The sequence below is a fragment of the Aliiglaciecola aliphaticivorans genome, from assembly GCF_054782055.1.
On the sequence record NZ_BAAGTF010000021.1, the window covers coordinates 22290 to 47267 of the forward strand.

The window sequence follows — 24978 nt, forward strand, 5'->3', positions numbered from 1 at the left end:
GAATTATGGCAGTCCACGAAATTAAACACCCATTAATTTTACACAAAATTGGCTTGATGCGAGCGAAGGGTATTAGTAGTAAAGATTTTCGAGAACTCGCGAGTGAAGTTGGCAACCTTTTGACCTATGAAGCGACTCGGGATCTGCAAACCGAGCAAGCAAGTATTCCAGGTTGGACTGGCGAATCCATCGAAGTGGCCAAAATTAAAGGCAAAAAGATCACTGTTGTACCAATTCTGCGGGCTGGATTAGGAATGTTAGATGGTGTTTTGCAATTAATTCCCAATGCCAAAATAAGCGTCGTAGGATTATATCGCAACGAAGAAACACTGGAGCCTGTCGCGTATTTTGACAAAGTGGTTAAGGATGTTGATTTGCGTACTGCGTTAATTGTTGACCCCATGTTGGCAACTGGAGGCACTTTAATCGCTACCATAGACCTATTGAAGCAGAAGCAATGTAAAAAAATACTAGGCTTATTTTTGGTCGCCGCGCCAGAAGGCATTGCAGAGGTTGTTAAAAAACATCCAGATGTAGATATATATGTGGCAGCAATTGATGAAAAGTTAGACCACCGAGGTTATATATTGCCAGGGTTGGGAGATGCTGGAGATAAAATATTTGGCACCCGTTGATATTGGCTTCGTTTGTTAGCAGGTATTAATCGCAAATTCCGCTGTTGTATAGGTCAAGTTATAAAATAGTTGGTTAGCAAGCTATATTGAGTAATAATCAAGTTTTGCTTTTTAGTGTATTTATTCAACATGTTTGGCTAAAACTAGTACAACCTTGGGGCGTTACCAACTTTGCTTGAAAATTCTAAAAATAGCGTTGCATGTTGCGGAAGAAATTTATGTCAGTTGATTAGTTCTGCTTTTATTGCTTGTATTTCAATTCTCTGGGGATTGCATGTTGCAGCAGACCCACTAATTAGTGAACCCAAATTTGTACAATTATCAACCGTACAAGGGTTGTCGCAAGATACAATTAATGACTTACTAATTGATTCCAGCGGCTTCCTTTGGCTAGCCACTCAAGCTGGATTAAATCGATTTGATGGTTATCGAGTGGAACATTTTGACGGCAATGAAATGCAACTGGCTGACATTTCCATCGAAATTATTTTTGAGGATAACAACCAAAATATTTGGGTAGGTACAGGTCGTTCCGGTCTTTTTAAGATCGAGACGAAAACCGGCGAAACCAAGCTAGTTGACGATTTTATTGAAGGCAATAGTACTTGGTCGGATAGTGTCACTAGTATCAGCCAATTGGCGAACAACCAAATTATAGTCAGTACTGAACGAAGTGTTTATATTGTTAGCCCTGATCTGGGTAAAGCCTCGTTATTGTATCAATTACCGAAAAACCAGCAGCTCGTTCAATTTAGAATCAATGCCGCGCTATTTTTGACGGATAAATTATTACTGGGGCGCAGTGATGGATTATTCGAGGTAAACTTGGATAGCGGCAAAGAGCGTCAAATAACCTTAGTCGATGAAGCCAACCTCGAACCAATTAACAACTTATTTTTAGCCAGTGATAATGTTGTTTGGATTGGCAGTAAGTTAGGTTTGTTTTGCATTACATTAAACCCCAACAATGGGTTAAACCTGATTGATCACGCATTAACTATTCCTATTTTAGACGTTTATGAGACAAGCTACGGAAGTTTGTATATTGGTTCCGAACGAGGGTTGTTTAGCTTTGACCCTTCATCAGGGCAACTGCAAGATTATCTAAACCCCTCTGATAGTCGCTTCTACATATCATCAGATAGCGTGACCGCAGTTGAAATGGATAGCAAAGGCAACTTGTGGTTAGGCTCTCCATTTGATGGTGCGCTGTATTGGTCGACCCAAAGCACGAAGTTCGAAAACGTGGGTCAAAACAAAGATGATGAAATTCAGTTAAGTAGTAATAGTGTAAAGTCTTTTGCACAATTTAATGATGAAGGTTTGTGGATAGGCACAAGCAACGGTCTTAATTATTATCATCTTAAAGAACATGAATTACGCGGTCACTGGTTTACTGAAGATATTGTCGGCACTAAGCGCGCCAGAATACGCGATATAGAAACCTTTGGTGACAACACCTTATTGTTAAATACCGATGGGGGATTATGGTCTTTTGATACCAAGACCAAAACTTATGCGCTGGCGAACAGTTCTGATTCAAAGGTGGCGCAACTTTTAAGTTCGAGGTTAGGTAGCTTTGCCAAAGATAATAATGGGCGCTACTGGTTTAGTAATTTTGAAAAATTTTATACCTATGATGCACTTACGGGCGTGGTGTCCGAAGTCGAGACCCTGAATAAACAAATTGATGCCAGTGCGTCATATGGCTTTTTAGGCGCTAGCCGGGCTTACAAGGCTCTGTTGTGGATAGCTGAAAGGGAAAAATTGTGGGCATACAATACGCAAACCGATAGTTTACAAAGTGTACATGAGTTAGAACGCGCTAACATGGGGCAGCCAGTATACCCAGAGAGCGTGGTTGAAGATAATAACGGAACCCTGTGGATTGCCTATCCTGGAGCGGGCTTGGTTGGCTTAGATTCAACAATTTATACGCCGAAATATGGCTTCGACAAGCAGAGTTTACTGCCAAGTAATATGATTTACGGTATTAACCAAGATGAAAATGGTGCCATATGGATGAGCTCCCATGCGGGGTTGTTGAAATTCGATCCCGCAGGGCCTTATCTACAACAATTTGGAATTTCTGAGGGGTTAGATGGAAAAGAATTCAATGGTTTGTCTCATATCGTTTTACAGGATGGACGTTTAGTCTATGGCTCTCAAAAAGGCCTTAGTATTTTTGATCCGGCCTCTTTTAAAACACAAGACGCGGTGCCGCCCGAAGTCAAAATAACCTCGATCAAACTCAGTTCCAGTACTCTTAATATGCCCTTAGTAAACTTGGACAAAAGGGTGGTGTTACTCGATCATAAAGATGCTGGTTTAACCATAGAGTTTTCTACCCTTGCTTTTGAACATCAAAATACTACCCAATACCAATATAGACTTGATGGAACGGATAGCTATATCTATCCAGCAACAACGGATTCTCAAGTCACTTTTCCTAAACTAGATCCTGGTGAATATGTTTTTTCCGCGATTTCTTTTGACCCTATGACTGGGGTCAGAAGCCCTCCAGCTTCTGTGCATATTTTTGTAAAATATTCACCTTGGTTATCGCCAGCGGCATATACCATCTACATTTTTGTTTTCGTGTCTATGGTGCTGTTTTGGTGGTACAGACGAGATTTACAAAATAAACAGGTGATGTCGGCTCATGCTCAAGCATTGCAGAGTAAAAATCGCTTAACCCTAGCCTTAAGTGCCAGTAACAGTAATGTTTGGGAATGGCGTTCGGATACCAAGGAGTTTTATGCTCCAAGAATTTCCGAAGAATTAGGTTATAAGTCTGATGATAATGTATTGAGCTTTGACGCACACATGGATCTTATTCATGAAGAAGACAGAGCTGTATTCAAGTCTAACTGGCAGGGCTTTATCAACAAAAACAGTCATGGTTTAGACGTAACCTACCGATTACGTTCTCGAACAGGTGAATGGCTTTGGTATCGTGATGTTGGCAATGAGGTTATCGATGAAACTGGCATGGAAAGAGTTGTTGCTGGTACCTATAGCAATGTGACTGAAACCGTTGCCGACCGAGAAAAGGTTAGATTGTTCGGTGAAGCCTTTAAACATACCCGAGATTGGGTAGTGATTTTTAATACTCAGTTAGTGCCCGTGGCAGTGAATACCGCTTTTTGTGACGCTTTTGGCATAGATGAAGATGGCGATTTAATGCGCCAATTAACGCGTCTGTTTAAATTGAATGCCGACTACCCCCCTCGATTCTGGAAAAAGCTATCTGAATTGAAGGTCACAGGGCATTGGAAAGGTGAAGAGCAGTTAAATATTAAAGACGATAAAGTGTTAAATGTGCTCATTAATATGACGTCTATTGCCAGTATGCGAGCACAAGGAGAAATCGATTATTATCTAATGATCATGTCGGATATTAGCGAACAAAAAGAAGCGGAAAGTGAACTACGCCGACTGGCTAACTTCGATGGTTTGACCGATCTTCCTAATCGTACGTTGCTATTAGATAGGATCAAGCATGGTATTGATCATGCTGCTCGACATAAATCTAAAATGGGTGTGTTCTTTATCGATTTAGATCGTTTTAAACAGGTAAACGATAGCTTGGGGCATAAAGCCGGAGATGAACTGCTTAAAGTTGTTGCTCAGCGACTGACCAATCTATTAAGAAAGGACGATACGGTAGCGCGCTTAGGCGGCGATGAATTTGTTGTGATGGTAGAAGAGGTTAAGCACCCAGATCGTTTAAGTATTTTGGCTGAGCAGCTAATTAATATCCTTGAAGCGCCTATACAATTGGGCAACCAAACCGTCAGCGTATCTTCAAGTGTGGGTATTGCTATTTATCCCGGTGATGCCGATACGCCGGAAGAGTTATTAAGAAATGCGGATTTAGCTATGTATCACGCTAAAGAGCAAGGGCGTAGTAACTTTCAATATTTCACTCAACATATGAATGAAAAAGCCAAAGACCGTTTGTTAATGGAGAATCGTCTTAAAAAAGCTCATCAAAGCAAAGCTTTTATCAATTACTACCAACCCATAGTCAATACGAAAACAGGGTTAGTGGGGGGCTTTGAATTATTGATGCGTTGGCCAGATGCCAATGGCATGGTACCTCCTGATCAATTTATCCCTGTTGCTGAAGAGTTAGGGCTAATTGAAAACATGACTTGGGATGCTTTGGAGCGAGCCATGCCGGTGCTAAGTGAATGGCAGAGCAAAGGGCGGGAAGTGTATTTATCGGTTAATCTCTCAGCACGCCACTTTGAGCGACAAATCTCAATTGACCACATAGAACTGCTATTAGAACAATACGGTTTACCTGTGTCTAGCTTAAGATTTGAAATTACTGAAAGTGCGCTAATGAGAGACTATGAGCGTGCCTTACATTATATGGATTCAATGCGTCAACGTGGTTTTATTATTGCCCTAGATGATTTTGGTACAGGTTATTCGTCTCTAAAATATCTAAAAGAATTTCCCATCCAAGTTCTTAAAGTGGATAAAAGTTTTGTCGATGATATTGGCAAAAATAAGAGCAACGAAGCGTTAGTATTAACCACTCTGCGGATGGCCGATAGCCTCGGGATGTATTGCGTTGCAGAAGGGATTGAACAACAAGTACAAATTGATTTCTTTAATCAACATGGTTGTAATCATCTGCAAGGTTACTTTTATTCTAAGCCTGTACCAGAAGATCAAACCGCCGCGTTAATTGCTAAAAGTTGGTTGCTATAAGCGAAATTGCTCTGGGAGCTAGGTATTTATCAGCTTCCCTAACCGCTAGTCGAAAACAAGTTCTTTGACTACCTTTGACTGCTCATGATTTGTGCCCAGCCAGTGGCTTATAATGAAGCTTACACTACTCCTACCGAAGCTTGCTTAGCAGCCTGTATAACGGCTAATCAAATACTTGATTCACATGGTTTGCAAAAGGGCTTGCTTTCATAAACCCGGTTACTCTGGCAGAAGACAATTCATTACCCTGCTGGTCAAAAAATAAAATGGTGGGCAATCCCAAAACATCAAAGGCGTTTTGAAATTCAATATTCGTATCCGTGTTGTCGGTAAGATCTATTTGCATCCACACTGTATCTGCAAGTGCATCCACCACTTGGGGATCTGGAAAGGTGTATTTTTCAAATTCTTTACAGGCTACACACCAGTCGGCGTAGAGATCCACCATCACGGTTTTTCCCTGGGCATTGGCAGCACTAAGTTTTTCCTCAAAATCCTGTAGGTTCTTCACCACTATAAACTTGGGATGACCACTGGCACTGATGTTGACCGATGAACTTGCAGTAGAATGAAGCCCAGACGGTGACTGGGTGTACTGATGATAACCATATAATGCTGAGCCTATTAGCCCAATAAATATAATTAAACTGCGTATTCCTTTCCACAAGGAAGTGGGACTATTGATATTCATGACATAAAAATAGGTAAAAGCGGTTAGACCAAGTGCAGACCAAACATATTCTATCCAAATGTTACTGACTAAGCGCTCCAAGAAGGTTAGCGCAACCACTAACATCATAAAGCCGAACGCGACTTTTACCACGTTCATCCAATTCCCTGCTTTGGGCAGCAATTTACCTCCGGTTACGCCAAATAAGATCAGTGGAATGCCCATGCCGATACTTAACGCATATAATGCAAAGAAGCCCAGAAGTTGATCACCTTGTTCGGCAATGTACAATAAAATCCCCGTTAGTGGTGCTGTGGTACAAGGTGAAGCCACCAAACCTGAAATGATGCCCATAATAAATGCACCAATAAAACTGCCACTTTTTTGCTTATTACTCAATCCGTTTAATTTTTCTTGCCATTTAGACGGTAATTGCAGCTCGTAAGCGCCAAACATAACTAAGGCTAGACAGACAAAAATGACAATTAATCCCCCTAAAATATAAGGGTTCTGCAAATAGGCAGTAAATTGCGCACCCGCAGATGCGATTACTAACCCTAATATTGAGTAGGTAATGGCCATGCCCTGAACAAACATAAAGGACAAACTAAACGCCCTAGAAGTGCGGATTGATTTACCTTGACCAATGACAATACTCGATAGAATGGGGTACATGGGAAACACGCAAGGCGTAAAAGCTAAACCTATACCTAACAGCAAAAACGCAGCTAACTTAAGGATAAGTAACTGCTCACCTTTGAGTAAGTTGGCAAGCTCGAATTGTTGCGAGACTGGAGTTGAATTCGCTCCTTGGTTAGAGTTGTTAGGTTGCTTAGTTTGAGCCCCTTGATTGGCTGTTGTGGCGTTTCGTACCTCATCTAAATACACCACCTGAACCGTTGGTGGGTAACACAATCCTGCGTCTGCACAACCTTGGTATTGCAGTTTCACTACTGCGTCTTTTTCTGAGTTCAGTACCTTGTAGTTAATCTCGACTTGATCATAAAACACCGGTTGGGGCTCATCGAAAAATTCATCTTCTTTGATAATGGCCTCAGGGTAAATTGGTTGGCTTATTTCGCCATTTTTTGTGACTGTCTTAAATTGGTTTTTGTATAAGTAGTACCCTTCTGCGATGGTGAAACGCAAATACAGTTGATCACTTTTCTGATCGAAATCGAATTGAAAAGCTTGCTCAACGGGTAAAAATTGCGGTTCATCTGCAAACAGATCATCAAACGCTAGATTGCTTTGCGCCCAACTTGTGGAACAGAATAATACAAATACAGTGAACGATATAAGACGTCTAAAATTCATTTAAGGCTACTTTTTATCCAATTTAAATATGCATCGCTGGCGGACGCATTATCAAGAATTATCCATTGAGGAATATCATAGGGATGCAAACTTAACGTTAACTTAAAGGCATCCTCTACTTTGTTCGACATGGTTTTTATAATTAAGTGCATTTCAGAGTCAGTAACGACTTCCTCTTCCCAATGGTAGAACGATGATATCGGCTGAGATACCTGCACACAAGCAGCGAGCTTTAGGTTTACCAACTCACTTGCTATTTTTTCTGCTTGTTTCTTTGTCGGACAAGTTGTTAATACTATACAAAATTGTGAACTCATTAATATACCTTTTGTACTCTGGCCATAATTGACCCTAATGATAAGAGATATATTTCAAAAGATAGAGATTTGATCTATTCGCACTGTATAGAATTTTATACTTGCTCGAGTGGAAAAGTTTCTTGCTAATTTGCAAAACGGCCCCAGATCACATGTTTAATCAAGGAGTCTATCGTGTTTGGTAAATTGTTTATTTTGTTCGCTATCTTACCCATAGCCGAAATTGCTTTATTAATTAATGTTGGCGAGCAAATTGGTGGGTGGAATACAGTCGCTATTGTTGTTGTGACTGCCTTTATCGGTGCTTATTTTGTGCGACAGCAAGGAATCGCTACCCTAATGCAAGCCCAGTCAAAAATGCAGTCTGGCAATATGCCAGGACAAGAGATGGCTGAAGGTTTATTACTCGTAGTAGCAGGAATTTTATTGGTAACGCCCGGGTTTATTACCGACGCATTAGGTTTTTTATTGGCGCTACCTATTACGCGTCCGTTCATTGCCAAAAGTTTACTTAAGCAAATTTCCGTTAACGTTGTTGCAGGGCAGCCTGGTCAAGGGCAGCAAAGTTATTCTCACACCAGTTACACACAAACCACCTATTCAAATCGTGGTAATCAGCAAGATGGCGATATTATAGAAGGAGAGTATGTCGATAAAGATGAGGTTGAGAACCGACCAAAAATCGATTCACCACCAAAACGTGACTAAGTGTACTGACATTATTTGAGTAAAGACTAGTTTAGTTTTGTTTGGCTTTTACTCCGCCGGTTAAAGCAATGCGCATGGCTTCTTCCACTCCAATATCTAGTTTGCTGATCTGCTCCCTTTTTACATAGAGTGTATATCCCCCTATTTGATAACTCAGTGGGATATACACGCCAATTTTATCGTCATCTTTAAACAATTCAGTTGCAACCTGATCGGCCGTAATAAAGCCAATTAAATGCATGTCGGGCTTAATCTCTACAGAGACTACTGCTTTTGTATTTTCTTTATCGCTAATTTTGAATACGGTTAAAGTATCTCGTATGGCGCCGTAGACGGATTTAATGAGTGGAATTTTTTCCACTTGGCGGTTTGCTGTGGCCACTATCCAGCTAACAAAAAATACATTGACCAATAAACCTGCCAGTAAAATCAATATACAAGCGGTTAATAGGCCCATTCCGGGAAAATAGTATTCTTGCGGTACATAGGGAAACAATAGCGCTTCGGCACCTGACATAAACCAATAAATAAAATATAGGGTCAATGATAAGGGTAAAATAGCGGCTAACCCCTGAAAGGATAAAGACAATAGCTTTTTCATTAATTAACAACTCATGTAGTAACGAAATCCAGGTTATAATGACAGAGCTTCACCCAACTGGCGAGAATATAAGGATGAAAAAATGAAAGCAGGTGTATGCCATATATTGGTCAAAGACAAACAACAAGCCGAAGAATTAAAACGCCAGCTTGCCAAAGGGGCCAATTTTCAACAGCTCGCCAAAAAACATTCCCTATGTCCATCCGCTAAAAAAGGCGGGGATTTGGGAGAAGTGAAACCGGGACAAATGGTAAAGGCGTTCGATAACGTTGTTTTTAAGAAAGCGACGTTAACCATTCACGGCCCAGTGAAGACCCAATTTGGCTTCCATTTAATTAAAACTCTTTACCGCATGTAATCGCCTGAATCCCTTCGCTTTCCATAAAAATAGCAAAAAAACACAAAAATCCTCTTAAAAATAGATTTTTTTTAACATAAACCCTTGAAGTCAGTAAGGCTATCCCCATCTTTGCTCGCAGACACTCATTCGAGTTGAGGTGAAAGCCGCAACTCAAACCCCGATGTTCGGGAACTTTAACTTTAAAATTGGAATTTTCAGGAGATTTGAAAATGGCAATCCGTCCTTTACACGATCGCGTTATCGTTAAACGCCAAGAGCAAGAAAGTAAATCTGCTGGTGGCATCGTGCTAACTGGCTCTGCGGCCGAAAAATCAACTCGTGGCGAAATCGTTGCAGTGGGTAATGGTCGTGTTTTAGATAATGGTGAAGTAAAAGCACTTGACGTTAAAATTGGCGACGTCGTGATTTTTAATGATGGATATGGTGTTAAAACCGAAAAACTAGATGGCGAAGAAGTGCTTATTATGAGCGAAGGCGACATCCTAGCGGTTGTTGAATAACAGCATAATCAATTAGACAGAATTAAGAGGAAATTAAACATGGCAGCTAAAGAAGTACGTTTTTCTGATGACGCTCGCAACAAAATGCTTGCAGGCGTTAACATTCTTGCTAACGCGGTAAAAGTTACTTTAGGACCTAAAGGTCGTAACGTTGTTCTAGACAAGTCTTTCGGCTCACCTACTATCACTAAAGATGGTGTATCTGTTGCTAAAGAAATCGAACTTGAAGACAAGTTTGAAAACATGGGCGCACAGATGGTTAAAGAAGTTGCGTCTAAAGCAAATGACGAAGCGGGTGACGGAACAACAACTGCAACCGTACTAGCACAAGCTATCGTTACTGAAGGCTTGAAATCAGTTGCTGCGGGCATGAACCCAATGGATCTTAAACGCGGTATCGACAAAGCTGTTTTGTCTGCTGTTGAAGAACTTAAAGCGATTTCTACAAAATGTGCTGACAGCAAAGCAATTGCTCAGGTTGGTACTATCTCTGCAAACTCTGATTCAGAAGTTGGCGACCTTATCGCTGAAGCAATGGACAAAGTAGGTAAAGAGGGTGTTATCACTGTAGAAGAAGGTCAAGCACTTCAAAATGAACTTGAAGTTGTTGAAGGTATGCAGTTCGACCGTGGTTACCTTTCTCCTTATTTCATGAACAACCAAGAAAACGGTACTGTTGAGCTAGACAGCCCTTACATTCTTTTGGTTGATAAAAAAGTGGCTAACATCCGCGAATTGTTACCTACACTTGAAAGTGTTGCAAAAGCCTCTAAGCCGCTATTAATTATTGCTGAAGATGTTGAAGGCGAAGCCCTGGCAACTTTGGTTGTAAACAACATGCGCGGTATTGTTAAAGTTGCTGCTGTTAAAGCGCCTGGCTTTGGTGACCGTCGTAAAGCAATGCTACAAGACATCGCTACACTAACTGGTGGTACTGTTATCTCTGAAGAGATTGGTCTTGAGCTTGAAAAAGTTCAACTAGAAGATCTAGGTACTGCAAAACGTGTTGTTATCAATAAAGACAACACAGTAGTTGTTGATGGTGCTGGTGATGAAGAAGCGATTAAAGGTCGTTGTACTCAAATCCGTGGTCAAATCGAAGAATCTACTTCAGATTACGATAAAGAAAAACTTCAAGAACGCCTGGCTAAACTAGCTGGTGGTGTAGCCGTTATTAAAGTGGGTGCAGCAACTGAAGTTGAAATGAAAGAGAAAAAAGCACGTGTTGAAGATGCACTTCATGCTACTCGCGCAGCGGTAGAAGAAGGCGTTGTAGCCGGTGGTGGTGTTGCCCTAGTTCGTGCAGCAGCTAAATTTGCTGACCTGACAGGCGACAACGAAGACCAAACTCACGGTATCAAACTAGCACTACGTGCGATGGAAGCTCCTCTACGTCAAATCGCATCTAATGCTGGCGCAGAAGCATCTGTAGTCACTAACGCAGTTAAAAACGGTACTGGAAACTACGGTTACAATGCTGGTAACGATACTTACGGCGACATGCTTGAAATGGGTATCCTAGATCCTACTAAAGTCACTCGTTCAGCTCTACAATTTGCAGCATCAATTGCAAGCTTGATGATCACTACCGAAGCGATGATCGCAGACGCGCCAGCTGACGAAGCTCCTGCTATGCCAGATATGGGCGGCATGGGCGGCGGTATGGGCGGAATGGGCGGCATGATGTAGTCGAAAGACTCGCTTCTGCTCAAAGCTTAGCTCTATGCTATCTACAAATAAAAAACCCGCTTCGGCGGTTTTTTTTATCCCTATTGATGCTGTTCAGTATAGCTTTCAATTTGTTGTAAGTAGCCATTCTTTGTCTCGTCATCTAACCAAGCGACCTTGAAGGCGTTTTCTACCATTGTGGTAATCTGAGCTTGACTAAACTGACCTTCTTTTTGTAATTCAAGGAAGTTTTCGTTTAGGTAAGCCCTAAAGTAAGCAGGGTCATCGGAGTTGATCGTCACTAGCATTTCTTTTTCTAACATGCTGTGTATTTCATCAGATGTGAGGGATTGCACCACAAATCGGTTTGAAACTGGACATACTGTCAGTCCTAACTCTTTGTCTTTTATAAGCTGACACAGCTCGTCACTTTCTAGGGAATTAATACCATGATCAATGCGATCAACTTCAATGGTATTTAAACACTGCTCTATATGTGTTTGGGTGTTGAGTTGATTGACATCACAATGCATGGTCAATTTTAAGCCCATAGTTTTGGCTTTAGCAAACACCTCTGCAAACTTGATCGGCGGGTTATTTCTTTCATCGGAATCAAGACCCACTCCCACTAGCCAGTCTAAATAGGGTTCAGCTAAGGTTAGATGTTGCATAGCCGACTCTGCACTCATGTCTCGCAAAAAACATAAAATCAGCTGACTTTTAATGCCTAAGTTTTTTTCAGCGTCAAGTTGTGCTTTGTGTATGCCGGTGATGACTGTCTCAAAGTCAACCCCTCGGGTTGTGTGAGCTTGAGGGTCAAAGAATAGTTCTGCATACACAATTTCTTGGCTACGGGCTTTGCTTAAATAAGCATAAGTTAATTGATAAAAGTCGTCTTCGTCTATCAGTACGCTCATGCCGGCATAATAAATGGATAAAAACGAGGGTAAATCATGAAAATCATAAGCAGCGACCAGCGCTTCTGGCGTATCGTACGCTAAGGTTACGCTATTTTTCTTAGCTAAGCTAAAACTCAACTCTGGTTCAAGGGTGCCTTCAAGGTGGACGTGTAACTCTGCTTTAGGGATGTTTTCAATAAAAGTCTGCATAATAACTTACTCAACATTTGTTTATTTTTGTTTATGTTCGTGTAGTTAAGCAAATTTAATACCTGTAGCTCACACCTTATTTTAATGGCTATGCTTAAAACTAAAACACAAATTGCACTGAAAACTCGGTTGCAAAGAACTTTTAGCCCCTCAGTCGCACTTATTCAGTGCAGGTAACGCTCAGTACAAGTTATTCACTGTGCAAGCTAGCCTCAATCCAGATAGTTTCTTAGAAGGTTGTTTACTGCTTACGACTCAAGGTTTACGCCGCTAGTTCCGTCATTGTTATTACGGGTTATTTTAAGTGCCGTCCGCCGTCGAGATGAATGGTGCGGCCGGTAATGTAATGACTTGCCATTAACCATTCTACTGTGTTTAGCACTTCCTGGAATGAGCCTTCGGTTTGTAGCAAAGATTTATTCCGTGCCTTTATCTTGTAACTTTCGTCGTCGTGCTCGTTAAATGCTAATAAGGCTGGAGCAATGGAATTGACTTTGATCTGAGGACTATAACGCTGGGCAAAAGACAAGGTTAAGTTTTCCAACGCCGCTTTACTGGCGGCATAAGCCATGTGTTTTTTACTACCTTTAAAGGCAACATAATCACTAATGTGAATAATATCACTGTATTGCACTTGCGGCTGGTCAGCGGCTCCCGACTTACTAGCCCTAAATTGTTGTTTAAAGGCTAAATTAAGCAAGTAAGGCACTTCAGCATGAATAGTCATCATGTTCGAAAAAATAGCATGATAGTCAGCAAATGCTAAATCATCTTTATCATCGTGCCAATCAGATGCATTGTGAATTAAGCAGTCGATAGCAGCATGCTTGCTCTTCACAGAGTCAATAAACTGCTGGATCTGCTGTTGCTGGTAAAAGTCTACTTGATAGAGTTCAGCCCCCTTTGCCTGCAAAATATCGATAGATGCTCGGGGGGTCCGATAGGTACCAATAACCTTATATTTTTTGGCTAAAAAGTACTCGGCTAAGCACAACCCAAGGCGCTGACCCACGCCTGTTATTATAACGGTTAGCATTTACCTTAAGAACTCTTGCCGAGTAATGGCATTATCTTTAAAACTGCCACCTAAGGCCGTGGTGGAGGTATGAGAATTAGCATCCATTACCCCACGAGACTTTACACAATAATGGGTAGCATCAATTGAAACTGCTACATTTTCGGTATTCAGTAGAGTTTGCAATGCCACTAAAATTTGCTGGGTTAAGCGTTCTTGTACTTGTGGGCGTTGAGCAAAGAACCGCACTATGCGGTTTATTTTGGATAAACCAATAATGCTATCGTTGGGGATATAGGCTACGCGAGCTGTACCATCTATTGTGACAAAGTGGTGTTCACAGGTACTGATCAGACTGATGTTGTCTACTTTGACCATTTCATCCACATGCATTTTATTTTCGATGGCGGTAACTTTAGGGAACGACTTGTAATCCAGGCCAGAAAATATCTCGTTAACATACATTTTAGCGAGGCGATGGGGCGTTTCGCACAGGCTATCATCGTTTAAATCTAAACCAAGTGTACTGACTATATCGGTAAAGCTGGCTTTAATTTTGGCGTATTTTTGCTGATCACTTAGCTGATTATCGAGCATAGGGGTTTCTAAACCACGCTTAATCAGCGCATTTCTAACCATTAATGCTTCTTGGCTAATGGGTTGAGACGACTTATTTTCACTGGCGATACTCAAAGTGGCAGATTGTGATGACATAATTATTTCTCCTGAGTAAAGTTGTTGTGATAGTCGAGTGATAGAGATACCGAATCGGCAAAGCGCAGGGCATGAGGCTTGTCTATTTTGACTTTCGCATACACAACATCTTGATGCTGACTACAAATTCCAAGCACATCGGCCACTAACTTTTCTAGCAACAAAAACCTTCCAGATTCAACATGCTTGATAATAGCTTTGGTGATGGTTTTGTAATTCAGGGCATCGGATACCTGATCTTCTAAACACCCGCTGCTAAGGGGGTAGTGGATTTGAGCATTAATCACTATGTCTTGTTGTTTGTTTTTTTCGTCGTCATTGAAGCCAATAAAAGTTCTGAGCCTTAAATTGGTGATCTCGATGATAGCATTCATCTTTGTAACAGTTTGTTTTGACAACTGACTAACAGAGTTATTGTCTAAAGCGAAAGCAGGAGCATTCATTAAGCATCTCTACACTATGTTGATATTAGTCAGTTGTACGCCTTATGTGTTGTTTTGGTTCAAATAAAAAGCTCTAACAGCATGTTAGGCATGAAGCAGTCAAAGCCACTATCAAAGTTGGTCAGCAATGACTCCGTGAAAAAAGGCCATGGAGATGGCCTTCTTACATGAATGATTAAATCTTATTTCTGGTTTTGCTTGAAACGAATAGCGAATAGGTCAAGGTCCATTACGGGCAATTTTGCTTTTCTTCGGCGTTAGAGCGAAGCAAACATATCCCTAACCAGGAAAACCAGACTATTTGACCTACACCAAAAATTTCCTTGAACACATCTGCTGGATAGATGGTGAAGACCCCAACCAGACCGACAATTGCACCAATATAGTTGAGTCCATTTGGCAAGCATTTAGCTTTTATGGCGATGATAGATATAAGAATCATCCATATTGCGCCGACTATTTCAATGCCGCCGCCAAGAGATTCTTGAACAACACTTACTGAAAGCCATACGGCTCGAGCCTGCTCAGGCTCTGTAACGGAAAGGCCAATAACTGTCTGTAACCCTATGTTTGCCACCATTCCTGCGGCAATAATAATACCGACCCAGATAAGTCCAAATATGCTTGCCGTTTGCGTCAATGTTTGCGAATGTACCTTTAGTCTGGCGTGAAGTGATTGAACAACCACCACCAATAAGATGCCAAACAATATATATCCGATGAAATTCATCAATGATAAAGGCAGCTGGTTTTGAGACAAGTAAATGAGCTTTTCTTCAACAGTTGAATTACTCGGATAACTAAAATAAGCCCCATAAAATACAAACATTATTATATATATTAGTGCTTCTCCCAATGCCGCGATGCCGCCACTTTTTTGCATTCTACTCATTAATGTTCTCCCTATTGATTAATATTAAATTTATTAGCCAGATAAAACTGGTGCGTCGTTAAATTCAAGTGAGCGGGCAAAGGTTTAATATATGCCACTAAAGCGAAGTCCAAGCAATGTGTAATAGAAAACGCTATCTACAAGTTTGCATTGTGTTCTACCCTTGGCTGGCTTTTTATATGCTCTGTTACCAACTAGTTAAGAATATGAGAATTATGTAGAATGCCTTAAGTAATGTCGTCCGAGCTTGTTGTCTCGGACTATCTATACGCTTTATCCTATAGGGGCGGACGTTTGTATAATGCTTGGAAACCCTCGTACTTTCTGATTTGCATGGTGATCGAGGTTTTATTGTGATAGAGAATTCAGTGTTACTCGCACTTAATGTTTCCTCCTTAATAGTCATTGCTTTTAGTGCGAATTTACTGGTTTTACGCTCTTTTGAACGGCAAACATATTTACCATTAGCTATCTGTTTTATCGCCATTGCGGTGATAATGTGCCAGCCAACCTTAGCTGTTTTTTTCCCAGCGTTACAAAACGCATTGCTGATCCTTGCGCTGCCTGCAATGTTGCTTATCAGTCCTTGTTTTTGGTTTTATGTTCAAGGACTCACTTCTGAAAAACCATGGCGTTTTAGCCGAAAATCATTACCTCATTTTATGCCCGCAGCCTTGGGCATGTTGATTGCGCTACTGACAATAATAATACCTGCCGACATTATTAGTGCCTTATTAGTTGAAGGAGATGATAGTGTTCTTACCCGCTCCCCCATCCTATTGCGCTACTTAATCTACGGAATGCTTATTATCACTTTTATCTTAATACTGGGCTGGGTATTACAATCGGGATTTTACTTTTACAAAATTATTCAAAGGCTTAATACATATCGTCAGCACTTAAAAGACTTATTTGCTAGTACCGAGTCGAAAGAAATTAAATGGCTAAGCTGGTTATTATTTGCGGTAGGAACAGTTTGGGTAGCTGCGGCGGTTTATATTGTGCTAGATAATCTATTTTACTCCATTAAGATCGATCCTGTTTGGGCGAATGCAGTAATATTCGTGATGCTCTGGAGTGTCGCAATTTGGGGGCTTAGACAAAAACCAGGCTTTGAAGAGCTGTATGAAAGCAAAGATGATATTAGAGAAGTGCTTGAACAAGAAAATAACCAGCAGCGTAAATATCAACGTTCAGCATTAGATGAGCAACAATCCACACTGATTGCAGCAAAAATAGAAAAAGCAATGCATGAAGGCAAAATCTATTTAGATGCATCATTGTCCATGCAAAAGCTGGCCAAGCATATTTTTACGTCACCTAATTACATTTCACAAACACTGAATGAAACACTGGGAATGAATTTTTTTGATTATGTAAACAAGTACCGTGTAGATGCCGCTAAACGCATGTTAGAACAAAGTAATGATACCGTGTTAGATATTGCTATGTGTGTCGGTTTTAACGCGAAATCGTCTTTCTATACTGCATTTAAAAAAGAAACCGGACAAACGCCAAGCCAATACCGAAAACAAGTTAAGTTAAATAAGGTACAGGCTTGATCACATTAAAAAGTGTTAACTGCGCCCATCAAACCAATAAAATTTACATTGGTCGTATACATGAATGTAAACAGTGGTACGAGGCAGCAAAGAAACTAATACAAAGGCGTTAGATTGAATCCCTGCGCTTTTTTATTTTCAGTTATATCAGTAAGTTAGCAGTTTAGCGTGGTATTCAAAGGGATAGGGTTTTGATGTGTGAGGCACCCCGTTAATGTGCAGAATAGGTGGTTGTAAAGCGCAAATTAGTGGCGGTTGAATATTTCAGGCTTATCGTTTACTTTGTATATAAAATGAACACTTGTTAGCTTTGCCGATGGACAACATTTTTATAGTTTGGCAAGTAGAACCATGCGCCGCATTTTAGTTGATCACGCCCGTAGCATTAGTCGCTTAAAACGCGGTGCCAATGGTATGAAAGTTACCCTCAATACCGAGCTATTAAGTAACAAACAGGATGTTTCGCAATTTCTTTCCTTAAATTCAGCCCTTGAAAAGCTAGTGAAGCTGGATAATCGAAAAGCCAAGATGCTTGAATTAGAAACATTTGTTGGTTTAAACATTAAACAAATTGCAGAGATATACGCACTCTCTGTGAGAACGGTAGAGCGGGAATTGAAGTTCTCAAAGGCATGGATTTATAAAGAGATGGCCTAAACGGCTAAATAACCCTAAAACAGATTCAGCCTCACTACAATTTTCACAACACATTGCATTCCATTCAATGGTTTTTGCAATTCTTGCACACTTTAAGTCTCAACTTCTCCTGCCAAGTAACGGTAATTGAATAATATTTATCAAAAACAGTGGTTTAGGTGGTTGGTAAGTATCTTGCACCTATTTCTATTGAACAAGTTTGAATGTGCAAAATCTGTTTGAAATCAATCAGACAAGCAAACAACTTAAGTTAATTGGGCGTCAAAACTAACGCGCCGTAAATTAAATGGAGATAATCAATGAAAAACAACAAGCTTTTAGCAGGAGAAAAATTTCCGAAAATACAAATTAGCGACTCGAAGGGCAATCTCGCCAACCTTTCTGAGGCGGCTCACAGTGCTAGTGCCACTGACAGGTGGTCATTAGTCGTCGTTTATCGTGGCTATCACTGCCCTATCTGTTTGAAGTATTTGAATAAGATGACCGAATACACTGAAAAACTAAACAATTTGAAAATCGACATTGTTGCCATTTCAGCAGACACACCAGAACAATTAAATAAAATGATTGATAAAGGTTTAGACACTAACTTTCCTGTACTCACGGGCTTAACCCTAACGCAAATGAACGCCTTAGGATTATATATTTCCGACCCCATGAGTGATTCTGAAACCGACCACCCATTCCCTGAACCCGGTTTGTTTCTAGTAAACCCTGAAGGTGACACTGTCATGATCGAAATTGCCAATGCACCTTTCATTCGCCCGGATCTTGAACAACTCGTGAATGGAATTGAGTTTGCTTTCGAAAATGACTACCCAGTCCGTGGTACTCACCAAAACTAGCGTTTAGCTATCTGGCTTTTGATCTGGTCGGCAATTACAAGTTGCCGACCTCCTATAAATCCTATTCACTTTCCCCTTTTTAAGCAGTTAAACTCTACTTAAACCAATCCATTTCCCCAAACAATTCCATTGTTATGGGGGGCAACGTTAACGGCTATCGCTGTAACTAATGATGAAAACTTACCACACACACATAAAAAAAGAGTCGATGTTACATCGACTCTTTGCGGACAATTCAACGGGTAAATATTGAGACTTATCTCCAGTTAACCATATTCTATTCTTGATTAATCATAACGGATTTAATATTTACAAATTCAGTTATACCAAAGCCACCATGTTCTCTGCCATAACCACTGGATTTAACGCCTCCAAAGGGTAAATTAGGCTGTGCTAAACCGTAACCATTAATATTTACCATTCCGGTATCAAACTCTTCAATGGCCATTTTCACTGCTTTTTCTTCATCTGCTGAGAAGATGCCACCACCTAATCCATATCTAGAATCATTTGCTACCTTTATTGCTTCTTCATTGTCTTTAACTTTTATCAGCGCAGCCACGGGTCCGAATAGTTCGTCGTCGTATGCGGGCATACCTGATTGCACATTTTCAAGAACTGAAGGTGGGTAAAAATAGCCTGTTTTATCTGGAATTTCACAACCCACAAGCGCCACTGCTCCTTTATCAATAGACTCTTTGACTTGCTCATGTAACTCGTCACGTAAGTCTTCTCTGGCCATGGGACCTAAATCCGTATTTTGGTTGTTGGGATCACCCATTTTCATACTTTCGATTTGCGCCACAAAGGCTTCCTTGAATTCATCATATTTTGCTGCGGTGACGACAAATCGCTTGGCTGCCACACAGGTTTCACCGTTATTAATCATGCGACCTTTTACGCAAGCCTCTACAGCGGTTTTAATATTGGCGTCATCAAGGACGATAAACGCATCGTTGCTACCTAATTCTAGAACCGTTTTCTTTGCGTATTTTCCTGCTGTCTCAGCAACTTTTTTACCTACGCTGTCACTGCCCGTAAAGGTTACGCCACGTATTTTGTCGTGAGAAATTAGTTCGGTTGCAGTTGAGCCTTTGATGAGTAATGACTGGTATACGTGTTCAGGGAATCCTGCTTGTTCGAACATTTCTTGTAGTTTAACGGCCATACCAAACACATTGGAAGCGTGCTTCATTACGGTTGTGTTGCCGGCCATAATGTTGGTGATACTGTATCTAATTACTTGATAAAGTGGGAAATTCCAGGGCTGAATACCTAAAATAACCCCAATAGGTTGATAGCTGATGATTGCTTTACCACCGTCTATTTCCCGTTCTTCGTCATCAAGTGCCTTTATGGCTTCTGTTGCTGTGTATTCACAAATGCCTGCACAAAGTTCTATTTCTTGAGCGCCTTGGGCTTTCACTTTTCCCATTTCTGAGATCATTAACTTGAGTATATCAGATTCATTTTCACGAATGATGGAGGCTAAATTTAATACCAACTCGGCACGTTTATCTTTAGGCATCTTCCTCCACGATAAAAATGCTTGGTGACTTTTGTCTACAGCAACATTTGCTTCTTCTAAGTTCAAAAGTTGGAACTCGTCAACTACCTGTTCTGTATAGGGATTGATCGTTTTTACGGTGTTCGACATGATATTTCCTCTTTTTAGTTCAACGGAACAAGAGGTGCAAAACCTTTACCAACTTGGCTATATTTTTAAGTGATTGAAATATAGTGATAATTTCTATTTTATTATCTAGGCTCTATGAATTCGGTTAAATAATTTTGAAAAATATTCACAGCCTGAATTTATTATTGTGAATGTTACAGAAGGATATAAAAAGCCTGTAAAATTGCTTTTACAGGCTTTTAGAAAGGTTAAATGGCTGGGTTAAGACACTATCAAGTTAGTTACCATATTAAATGACTGCGGGTCTCAATGGTTATGGAATGACACCTTTAATAATTCCACTGAGTCTGCAAAGGTTAAGGTTTGTAACTCACCTTTACCTTCAACATTTATGGTGTTGACTTGCTGAGGCCATAAATCTCGCAACGCATCATGACGTATGCTCAAGTTCTCCAATTTAGCCGGTTGGGTAGTTTCCTGATACACCCAGAAAAACTTCCCTTCTATTTCATGGCCTACTACTTTTAATGGCAAAGCCTGCTGCTGACTATCGAATAACTTAAATCGCTTACTCACATAATTGCTAAATTCATTTTGCGTATTTTTTGAATCGAGTATATCCGCATCTTTACCGAATATTTCTTTTACTGCGTGTTCGGCATCATGAACCCTGAAGCGATGCATGATTTCGATATTCTCAGTGCGAGGATTAAACAATACTGTGCTAATCGACGTTTTTTGTTGGTGAGCGCTTAAGGAAAACGCTGTAAATAACAGCGCCCCTATTATTAGTTTGATGAAATTACCCATGATTAGTTATTGTCGTCTTCTTCAATATCATCTGCATCATAGGTTTTTACCTCGGTTTTTATGTCATGCATAATGTCTCGATAAACCTTGCCACTGCGCTTTTTGGTTTTATAGGCTTCAATCCGCGATGGAATAATTTTTCGCGGATAATGGTTGTTACTGACATCCACATCTGCAGTTTCCCAGTGAGGGTCAACGGTAACGCTAACTAGCTCTTTATTTTTGTCGGTGATAATGAGTTTGCTAACAGCTTTCGGCGTTCGACGCCAGATTTCTGCCGGAATATACTGGTTTTCAACACTGCCATCGGCAAAGGTGAGTTCCAATATAATGGGCATGACCAGGCCACCTTTATTTGAAAAATCCAGCACATAGTAGTTTTTATCTTCTTCCACTGCGCGCTCTAGGGCTACTTTTTCCCAAGGTTTGAGTTTGCTTAGGAACTTCTGATAGGCATTGCGCTCTTTATTCGTCACCGTAAAACGATCGTTTTCGTCATAGAAATCGGTGATATCAGGGAAGCGTTCTATCCAAAGTTTTCGCCCTTCAGCTTTGTTACGTTTGTCAGTGAGTGACACTGGTTTATCAAGCTCTTCTTGACGTTGGCGGTCAAAATCGATATCAGGATCATGGGTGTCTAAGCGCAGCTTATAAATTTTATCGATGGAGATATCTACATGGTCGGTACTGTAAAACCAACCCCGCCAAAACCAATCTAAGTCCACCCCTGAGGCCTCTTCCATGGTGCGGAAAAAATCTGAAGGCGTAGGGCGTTTATATTTCCAACGCTGTGCATATTCTTTAAACGCAAAGTCAAATAATTCCCGACCCAGGATGGTTTCCCGTAGAATATTTAAGGCCGCAGCAGGCTTAGTATAGGCATTTGGACCTAAACGTAACACGCTGTCCGATTGGGTCATAATCGGGACCTGGGTTGATGATTTCATGTAATCCACCACATCCCTTGGTTCAACTCCCCAAGGAATACTGGGATCCCACTCACGACCGGCTACTCCGTCTAAAAAGCTGTTTAAGCCTTCGTCCATCCAGGTCCATTGACGTTCGTCAGAATTAACCACCATAGGAAAATATATGTGGCCAATTTCATGAATTACTACGCCAATTAAATTAAGCTTACAACGATGGGATGTTAAAAGAAATGTTATAACATAATATTATTTTTGCTACTAAGACCTAAAATGTATAAATATGATTACAGCCAGCAGCGGCTTGATTCTACCAAAAATTTGGGGAATTTTGAAATACTCTAAAGTTAGCTGAGTTGATTGCTCAGAGCCTTAGCAATTAATACTGCCGAAATATTATCGTTGCCGCCGTGTTGATTTGCTCGGTGACTCGTAAGGAGATGCCAGCTACTTTAATGTAAGAAGCGTAAAGCAGTATAAAAAACCATCAAAAAAGTGAAAAAAATATGAAGATCGCGAGTTGTCAGACTTTATATATCTGAATTGTATGAGTATTTTATTTTTCAAAGATGTGGAATTGCTTTTTAAATTAGCGCTTGTTAGGATGCATTTTGCACACTTGATGTGGGGACGACCTCACCGCTCTTCTTTATTTACGGGGACGACCCCAACATAATAAGAGCGTATTTATGTCTTGGTTTATTCTTATCATTGCAGGGTTTTTAGAAGCTGGCTGGTTAGTCGGTATTCAAAAATCTGAGTCTTTTACACATATTTCCTACGTATTACTTGCGGTGTTATCTATGGCACTGAGTCTATTGCTATTTTCCATTGCCATAAAAGATATTCCCATTAGTCATGCATACCTTGTTTGGTTGGCTGTAGGTGCATCTAGTATTTCCATTATTAATCATTACTTCTTCGCACAAAGTCTTTCTATCAAACAATTAATCTATTTAGCTATCATTGCATTGGGAGTGATTGGTTTGAAGTTGACTAGTTAATATCGGAATAGAAAATTAATATAAAAAAGTGAGAGTTTTATGTCTGGTGAAAAAGAGTTAGCCAAACTCATCGCTTCAATGGAGCCTGTTTTGTTGCCCCAGGAGTACGTGTTTGCAACCTTTGAAAATTGTGATTATCAACGACTGGAGCCATTGAATCCCATTGGTACTTTTCTAGAAAGAGAAGGTATGTCGGTGATTATTGAAAAATGTATGGCCGACAAGCACGAAATCCCTTATTCAGGCGTATTTAAGTGTATAACCTTAAATGTACATTCAAGTCTTGATGCCGTTGGTTTAACCGCCGCAATATCCACAACACTTACTCAATCAAACATCAGTGCAAACGTCGTTGCCGGGTATTACCACGATCACATTTTCGTTAAAGTGGCAGATGCAAATCGAGCCATTGCCGATTTATGTACCCTGGCCGAAAATGGGCTAGTAAATTAATCAGATTAGTTGCTGTAACTAGCCTATTGAGTTGTGCCTTGGCCTAATCGTTAATCTTGAGTTATTTTCCGTGGGGTGGTGGGCCATTTGGAGGCCCGCCTGCACCGCCGGGTCCGCCTGGTGGGCCGCCAGCGGGCCGAATGGACTCGCCGTGTAAACAGCCAATGAACATATTTTCACTGGGGCTGGCTGCGTGGTAGTGATAGCCTCTAACGTCGTCGCTCTGACCTCGGCACTCATCAAGAGGCTCTGCTTCCTTGCCTTGTGCATCTCGCATCGCATAAATGCCATAACCATCTGATGCATATCCAATTAAAGGCGCGTGACCATCATCGGTTTTATCGGGAGTATCAGTACAGCCAGTTGTTGAGTGATAATGATATCCTTGATGAGCATTAATATGCCCGCCACAGTCATCAAATGCCGCTATGGTGTACGCGCCTAAGATAGCATTAATAGGGGCTGGACCTGATAATTCAGAGCCATCTAATGCAATTCCAACTGTGTGAACGCGCCCTGTTTCTGTGCTTGGGATAGGTTGAGTGGGGATCAGATAGGTGACTGAAAAGTCTTCGTCAAGATATTCGAGTTTGCACTCAATACAGTTTTGCATGTACTCCTCTTCGACGTCAGGTTTAGCCGCACCAAAACAAGCTTCTTTAGTGGCGGTGTATCGTACATCACCGGTTGCGGCGTCGTACACCATCCATTTTTCGTCACCGTAGTACTCACTCAGCTTTAGAATAAACTCTCCGGTAATATCTACCAGATCTCCTGTTCCTTCTTTACTAAACCACGCTCCGCCTTCTTCTGCACCATCGGTGATTTTTCTCGGGCAAAAAGGACCAGGCTCGCGACCCGCTGGCGCCCCCGAGGTGACTAATTTATAACACCTGGTTTTTGTCCCTTGAGATGTTTCACAGTCTATTATTGTAGGCGTTTCTAAAAATGCCCCTTGCGCAAACATTGAAAGGTCGATGCCGTTACCACTGCTTGTTTGCGTCGAGTTATTAACAGAAGCGTCATTACAGCCTGTCAAAGTTATTGCACAGGAGACCGCAACCATCATTACTGTCCAGTGATTTGATAGTCCCATGATTTAATCCCTATATTCCCGTTTCTGTTGCGCTGACTGTTTAACTAACAATTAAATTAGTCTACAACAAAAATGTGCATATAGTATGCAGCCTCGCCTTTTTAAATAATAAAAAGAACCGGAGCCCTTAATTATGCGTAGACAGGATTAAAGCTCACATGTGTTAGCTAACGTATATTCAGGACGGAAATTTGAAAAGATGTTTGAGTGTACATATTTATTTACGTGTTTTCAGCCACCCTAGAAAGCGTTAACCCTACCTTAACCTTGTGATTGTTAAGCTTTGCTCAATTATCGACTAATACACTTTACTG

The 24978-nt window shown here is 40.8% G+C and carries 22 protein-coding genes and 1 pseudogene; 11 read left to right on the plus strand and 12 right to left on the minus strand.

The genetic code is table 11. The features are described from left to right. Positions 1 to 5: 5 nt before the first annotated feature. Positions 6 to 635, plus strand: a complete 630-nt coding sequence (upp, locus tag ACYVIL_RS12460) for a uracil phosphoribosyltransferase (RefSeq protein WP_303476146.1) — start codon at positions 6 to 8, stop codon at positions 633 to 635. Between the two features lie 225 nt (positions 636 to 860). Further along, positions 861 to 5360 carry an EAL domain-containing protein gene (locus ACYVIL_RS12465; protein WP_460312637.1) on the plus strand — a complete coding sequence of 1500 codons (4500 nt, stop codon included), beginning with the start codon at positions 861 to 863 and terminating at the stop codon, positions 5358 to 5360. A 163-nt stretch (positions 5361 to 5523) separates the two neighbouring features. Here ACYVIL_RS12465 and ACYVIL_RS12470 read toward each other — a convergent pair whose 3' ends face one another. Together ACYVIL_RS12470 and cutA are read right to left on the minus strand one after the other, a co-directional pair. Continuing rightward, positions 5524 to 7347 (minus strand): protein-disulfide reductase DsbD, encoded by a 1824-nt coding sequence (locus ACYVIL_RS12470; protein WP_460312638.1) that lies wholly within the window; start codon positions 7345 to 7347, stop codon positions 5524 to 5526. Then, entirely contained in the window at positions 7344 to 7664 is a 321-nt protein-coding gene (gene cutA / locus ACYVIL_RS12475) for a divalent-cation tolerance protein CutA (RefSeq protein WP_303476150.1), read from the minus strand. Before cutA ends, ACYVIL_RS12470 begins: the two co-directional genes overlap by 4 nt. Positions 7665 to 7838: 174 nt before the next feature. Between cutA and ACYVIL_RS12480 the strand changes: the two genes are divergently transcribed. Continuing rightward, positions 7839 to 8372, plus strand: a complete 534-nt coding sequence (locus ACYVIL_RS12480; protein ID WP_303476153.1) for an FxsA family protein — start codon at positions 7839 to 7841, stop codon at positions 8370 to 8372. Positions 8373 to 8403: 31 nt separating this feature from the next. Here ACYVIL_RS12480 and ACYVIL_RS12485 read toward each other — a convergent pair whose 3' ends face one another. Beyond that, complete coding sequence (locus ACYVIL_RS12485) at positions 8404 to 8973, minus strand: DUF502 domain-containing protein (RefSeq protein ID WP_303476156.1); 570 nt, start codon at positions 8971 to 8973, stop codon at positions 8404 to 8406. Between the two features lie 82 nt (positions 8974 to 9055). Here ACYVIL_RS12485 and ACYVIL_RS12490 point away from each other — a divergent pair, with 82 nt between their 5' ends. The 3 genes from ACYVIL_RS12490 to groL all read left to right on the plus strand — a co-directional run bounded on the left by ACYVIL_RS12490 (position 9056) and on the right by groL (position 11523). Next, complete coding sequence (locus tag ACYVIL_RS12490) at positions 9056 to 9331, plus strand: peptidylprolyl isomerase (RefSeq protein WP_303476158.1); 276 nt, start codon at positions 9056 to 9058, stop codon at positions 9329 to 9331. Positions 9332 to 9543: 212 nt separating this feature from the next. Next, entirely contained in the window at positions 9544 to 9834 is a 291-nt protein-coding gene (locus tag ACYVIL_RS12495; RefSeq protein WP_143834662.1) for a co-chaperone GroES, read from the plus strand. A 39-nt stretch (positions 9835 to 9873) separates the two neighbouring features. Then, positions 9874 to 11523, plus strand: a complete 1650-nt coding sequence (gene groL, locus ACYVIL_RS12500) for a chaperonin GroEL (RefSeq protein WP_303476164.1) — start codon at positions 9874 to 9876, stop codon at positions 11521 to 11523. An 80-nt stretch (positions 11524 to 11603) separates the two neighbouring features. Here groL and add read toward each other — a convergent pair whose 3' ends face one another. From add to ACYVIL_RS12525, 5 genes are all read right to left on the minus strand, one after another. Further along, positions 11604 to 12611, minus strand: a complete 1008-nt coding sequence (add, locus tag ACYVIL_RS12505) for an adenosine deaminase (protein ID WP_460312639.1) — start codon at positions 12609 to 12611, stop codon at positions 11604 to 11606. A gap of 295 nt (positions 12612 to 12906) precedes the next feature. Further along, the gene (gene folM, locus ACYVIL_RS12510; RefSeq protein ID WP_460312640.1) at positions 12907 to 13647 is read right to left on the minus strand and encodes a dihydromonapterin reductase; all 741 of its coding nucleotides are present in this window, start codon (positions 13645 to 13647) and stop codon (positions 12907 to 12909) included. Beyond that, positions 13648 to 14340, minus strand: a complete 693-nt coding sequence (folE, locus tag ACYVIL_RS12515) for a GTP cyclohydrolase I FolE (RefSeq protein ID WP_303476172.1) — start codon at positions 14338 to 14340, stop codon at positions 13648 to 13650. It lies immediately after the preceding gene. Positions 14341 to 14342: 2 nt separating this feature from the next. After that, the gene (gene folX / locus ACYVIL_RS12520; RefSeq protein WP_460312703.1) at positions 14343 to 14714 is read right to left on the minus strand and encodes a dihydroneopterin triphosphate 2'-epimerase; all 372 of its coding nucleotides are present in this window, start codon (positions 14712 to 14714) and stop codon (positions 14343 to 14345) included. A gap of 298 nt (positions 14715 to 15012) precedes the next feature. After that, positions 15013 to 15675 (minus strand): DUF4386 family protein, encoded by a 663-nt coding sequence (locus tag ACYVIL_RS12525; protein ID WP_460312641.1) that lies wholly within the window; start codon positions 15673 to 15675, stop codon positions 15013 to 15015. A 353-nt stretch (positions 15676 to 16028) separates the two neighbouring features. Between ACYVIL_RS12525 and ACYVIL_RS12530 the strand changes: the two genes are divergently transcribed. From ACYVIL_RS12530 to ACYVIL_RS12540, 3 genes and pseudogenes are all read left to right on the plus strand, one after another. After that, positions 16029 to 17237, plus strand: a complete 1209-nt coding sequence (locus ACYVIL_RS12530; protein ID WP_460312642.1) for a helix-turn-helix domain-containing protein — start codon at positions 16029 to 16031, stop codon at positions 17235 to 17237. A gap of 318 nt (positions 17238 to 17555) precedes the next feature. Next, positions 17556 to 17894: pseudogene (locus ACYVIL_RS12535) on the plus strand (ECF-type sigma factor); the annotation flags it as partial. A 299-nt stretch (positions 17895 to 18193) separates the two neighbouring features. Beyond that, positions 18194 to 18739 carry a redoxin domain-containing protein gene (locus ACYVIL_RS12540; protein WP_460312643.1) on the plus strand — a complete coding sequence of 182 codons (546 nt, stop codon included), beginning with the start codon at positions 18194 to 18196 and terminating at the stop codon, positions 18737 to 18739. Positions 18740 to 19016: 277 nt separating this feature from the next. Here ACYVIL_RS12540 and ACYVIL_RS12545 read toward each other — a convergent pair whose 3' ends face one another. The 3 genes from ACYVIL_RS12545 to ACYVIL_RS12555 all read right to left on the minus strand — a co-directional run bounded on the left by ACYVIL_RS12545 (position 19017) and on the right by ACYVIL_RS12555 (position 22351). Next, a complete protein-coding gene (locus ACYVIL_RS12545; protein ID WP_460312644.1) occupies positions 19017 to 20396 on the minus strand; it encodes an NAD-dependent succinate-semialdehyde dehydrogenase in 1380 nt (459 codons plus the stop codon). 285 nt (positions 20397 to 20681) lie between these two features. Then, positions 20682 to 21185, minus strand: coding sequence for a DUF6702 family protein (locus ACYVIL_RS12550; RefSeq protein ID WP_460312645.1), 504 nt, complete (start codon positions 21183 to 21185; stop codon positions 20682 to 20684). A 2-nt stretch (positions 21186 to 21187) separates the two neighbouring features. Continuing rightward, positions 21188 to 22351, minus strand: coding sequence for a M1 family aminopeptidase (locus ACYVIL_RS12555; RefSeq protein WP_460312704.1), 1164 nt, complete (start codon positions 22349 to 22351; stop codon positions 21188 to 21190). A 449-nt stretch (positions 22352 to 22800) separates the two neighbouring features. Between ACYVIL_RS12555 and ACYVIL_RS12560 the strand changes: the two genes are divergently transcribed. Then, positions 22801 to 23115 (plus strand): DMT family transporter, encoded by a 315-nt coding sequence (locus ACYVIL_RS12560; protein WP_460312646.1) that lies wholly within the window; start codon positions 22801 to 22803, stop codon positions 23113 to 23115. Positions 23116 to 23154: 39 nt separating this feature from the next. After that, positions 23155 to 23568 (plus strand): ACT domain-containing protein, encoded by a 414-nt coding sequence (locus tag ACYVIL_RS12565; RefSeq protein WP_460312647.1) that lies wholly within the window; start codon positions 23155 to 23157, stop codon positions 23566 to 23568. 61 nt (positions 23569 to 23629) lie between these two features. Here ACYVIL_RS12565 and ACYVIL_RS12570 read toward each other — a convergent pair whose 3' ends face one another. After that, entirely contained in the window at positions 23630 to 24664 is a 1035-nt protein-coding gene (locus ACYVIL_RS12570) for a YHYH protein (RefSeq protein ID WP_460312648.1), read from the minus strand. Positions 24665 to 24978 lie beyond the last annotated feature (314 nt).

Bases quoted from the DNA above. Each gene is read 5' to 3' on its own strand.
- upp (WP_303476146.1), top strand. From the start codon at position 6: ATGGCAGTCCACGAAATTAAACACCCATTAATTTTACACAAAATTGGC.
- ACYVIL_RS12470 (WP_460312638.1), bottom strand. From the start codon at position 7,347: ATGAATTTTAGACGTCTTATATCGTTCACTGTATTTGTATTATTCTGT.
- cutA (WP_303476150.1), bottom strand. From the start codon at position 7,664: ATGAGTTCACAATTTTGTATAGTATTAACAACTTGTCCGACAAAGAAA.
- ACYVIL_RS12485 (WP_303476156.1), bottom strand. From the start codon at position 8,973: ATGAAAAAGCTATTGTCTTTATCCTTTCAGGGGTTAGCCGCTATTTTA.
- ACYVIL_RS12490 (WP_303476158.1), top strand. From the start codon at position 9,056: ATGAAAGCAGGTGTATGCCATATATTGGTCAAAGACAAACAACAAGCC.
- ACYVIL_RS12495 (WP_143834662.1), top strand. From the start codon at position 9,544: ATGGCAATCCGTCCTTTACACGATCGCGTTATCGTTAAACGCCAAGAG.
- groL (WP_303476164.1), top strand. From the start codon at position 9,874: ATGGCAGCTAAAGAAGTACGTTTTTCTGATGACGCTCGCAACAAAATG.
- add (WP_460312639.1), bottom strand. From the start codon at position 12,611: ATGCAGACTTTTATTGAAAACATCCCTAAAGCAGAGTTACACGTCCAC.
- folM (WP_460312640.1), bottom strand. From the start codon at position 13,647: ATGCTAACCGTTATAATAACAGGCGTGGGTCAGCGCCTTGGGTTGTGC.
- folE (WP_303476172.1), bottom strand. From the start codon at position 14,340: ATGTCATCACAATCTGCCACTTTGAGTATCGCCAGTGAAAATAAGTCG.
- folX (WP_460312703.1), bottom strand. From the start codon at position 14,714: ATGAATGCTATCATCGAGATCACCAATTTAAGGCTCAGAACTTTTATT.
- ACYVIL_RS12525 (WP_460312641.1), bottom strand. From the start codon at position 15,675: ATGAGTAGAATGCAAAAAAGTGGCGGCATCGCGGCATTGGGAGAAGCA.
- ACYVIL_RS12540 (WP_460312643.1), top strand. From the start codon at position 18,194: ATGAAAAACAACAAGCTTTTAGCAGGAGAAAAATTTCCGAAAATACAA.
- ACYVIL_RS12545 (WP_460312644.1), bottom strand. From the start codon at position 20,396: ATGTCGAACACCGTAAAAACGATCAATCCCTATACAGAACAGGTAGTT.
- ACYVIL_RS12550 (WP_460312645.1), bottom strand. From the start codon at position 21,185: ATGGGTAATTTCATCAAACTAATAATAGGGGCGCTGTTATTTACAGCG.
- ACYVIL_RS12560 (WP_460312646.1), top strand. From the start codon at position 22,801: ATGTCTTGGTTTATTCTTATCATTGCAGGGTTTTTAGAAGCTGGCTGG.
- ACYVIL_RS12565 (WP_460312647.1), top strand. From the start codon at position 23,155: ATGTCTGGTGAAAAAGAGTTAGCCAAACTCATCGCTTCAATGGAGCCT.
- ACYVIL_RS12570 (WP_460312648.1), bottom strand. From the start codon at position 24,664: ATGGGACTATCAAATCACTGGACAGTAATGATGGTTGCGGTCTCCTGT.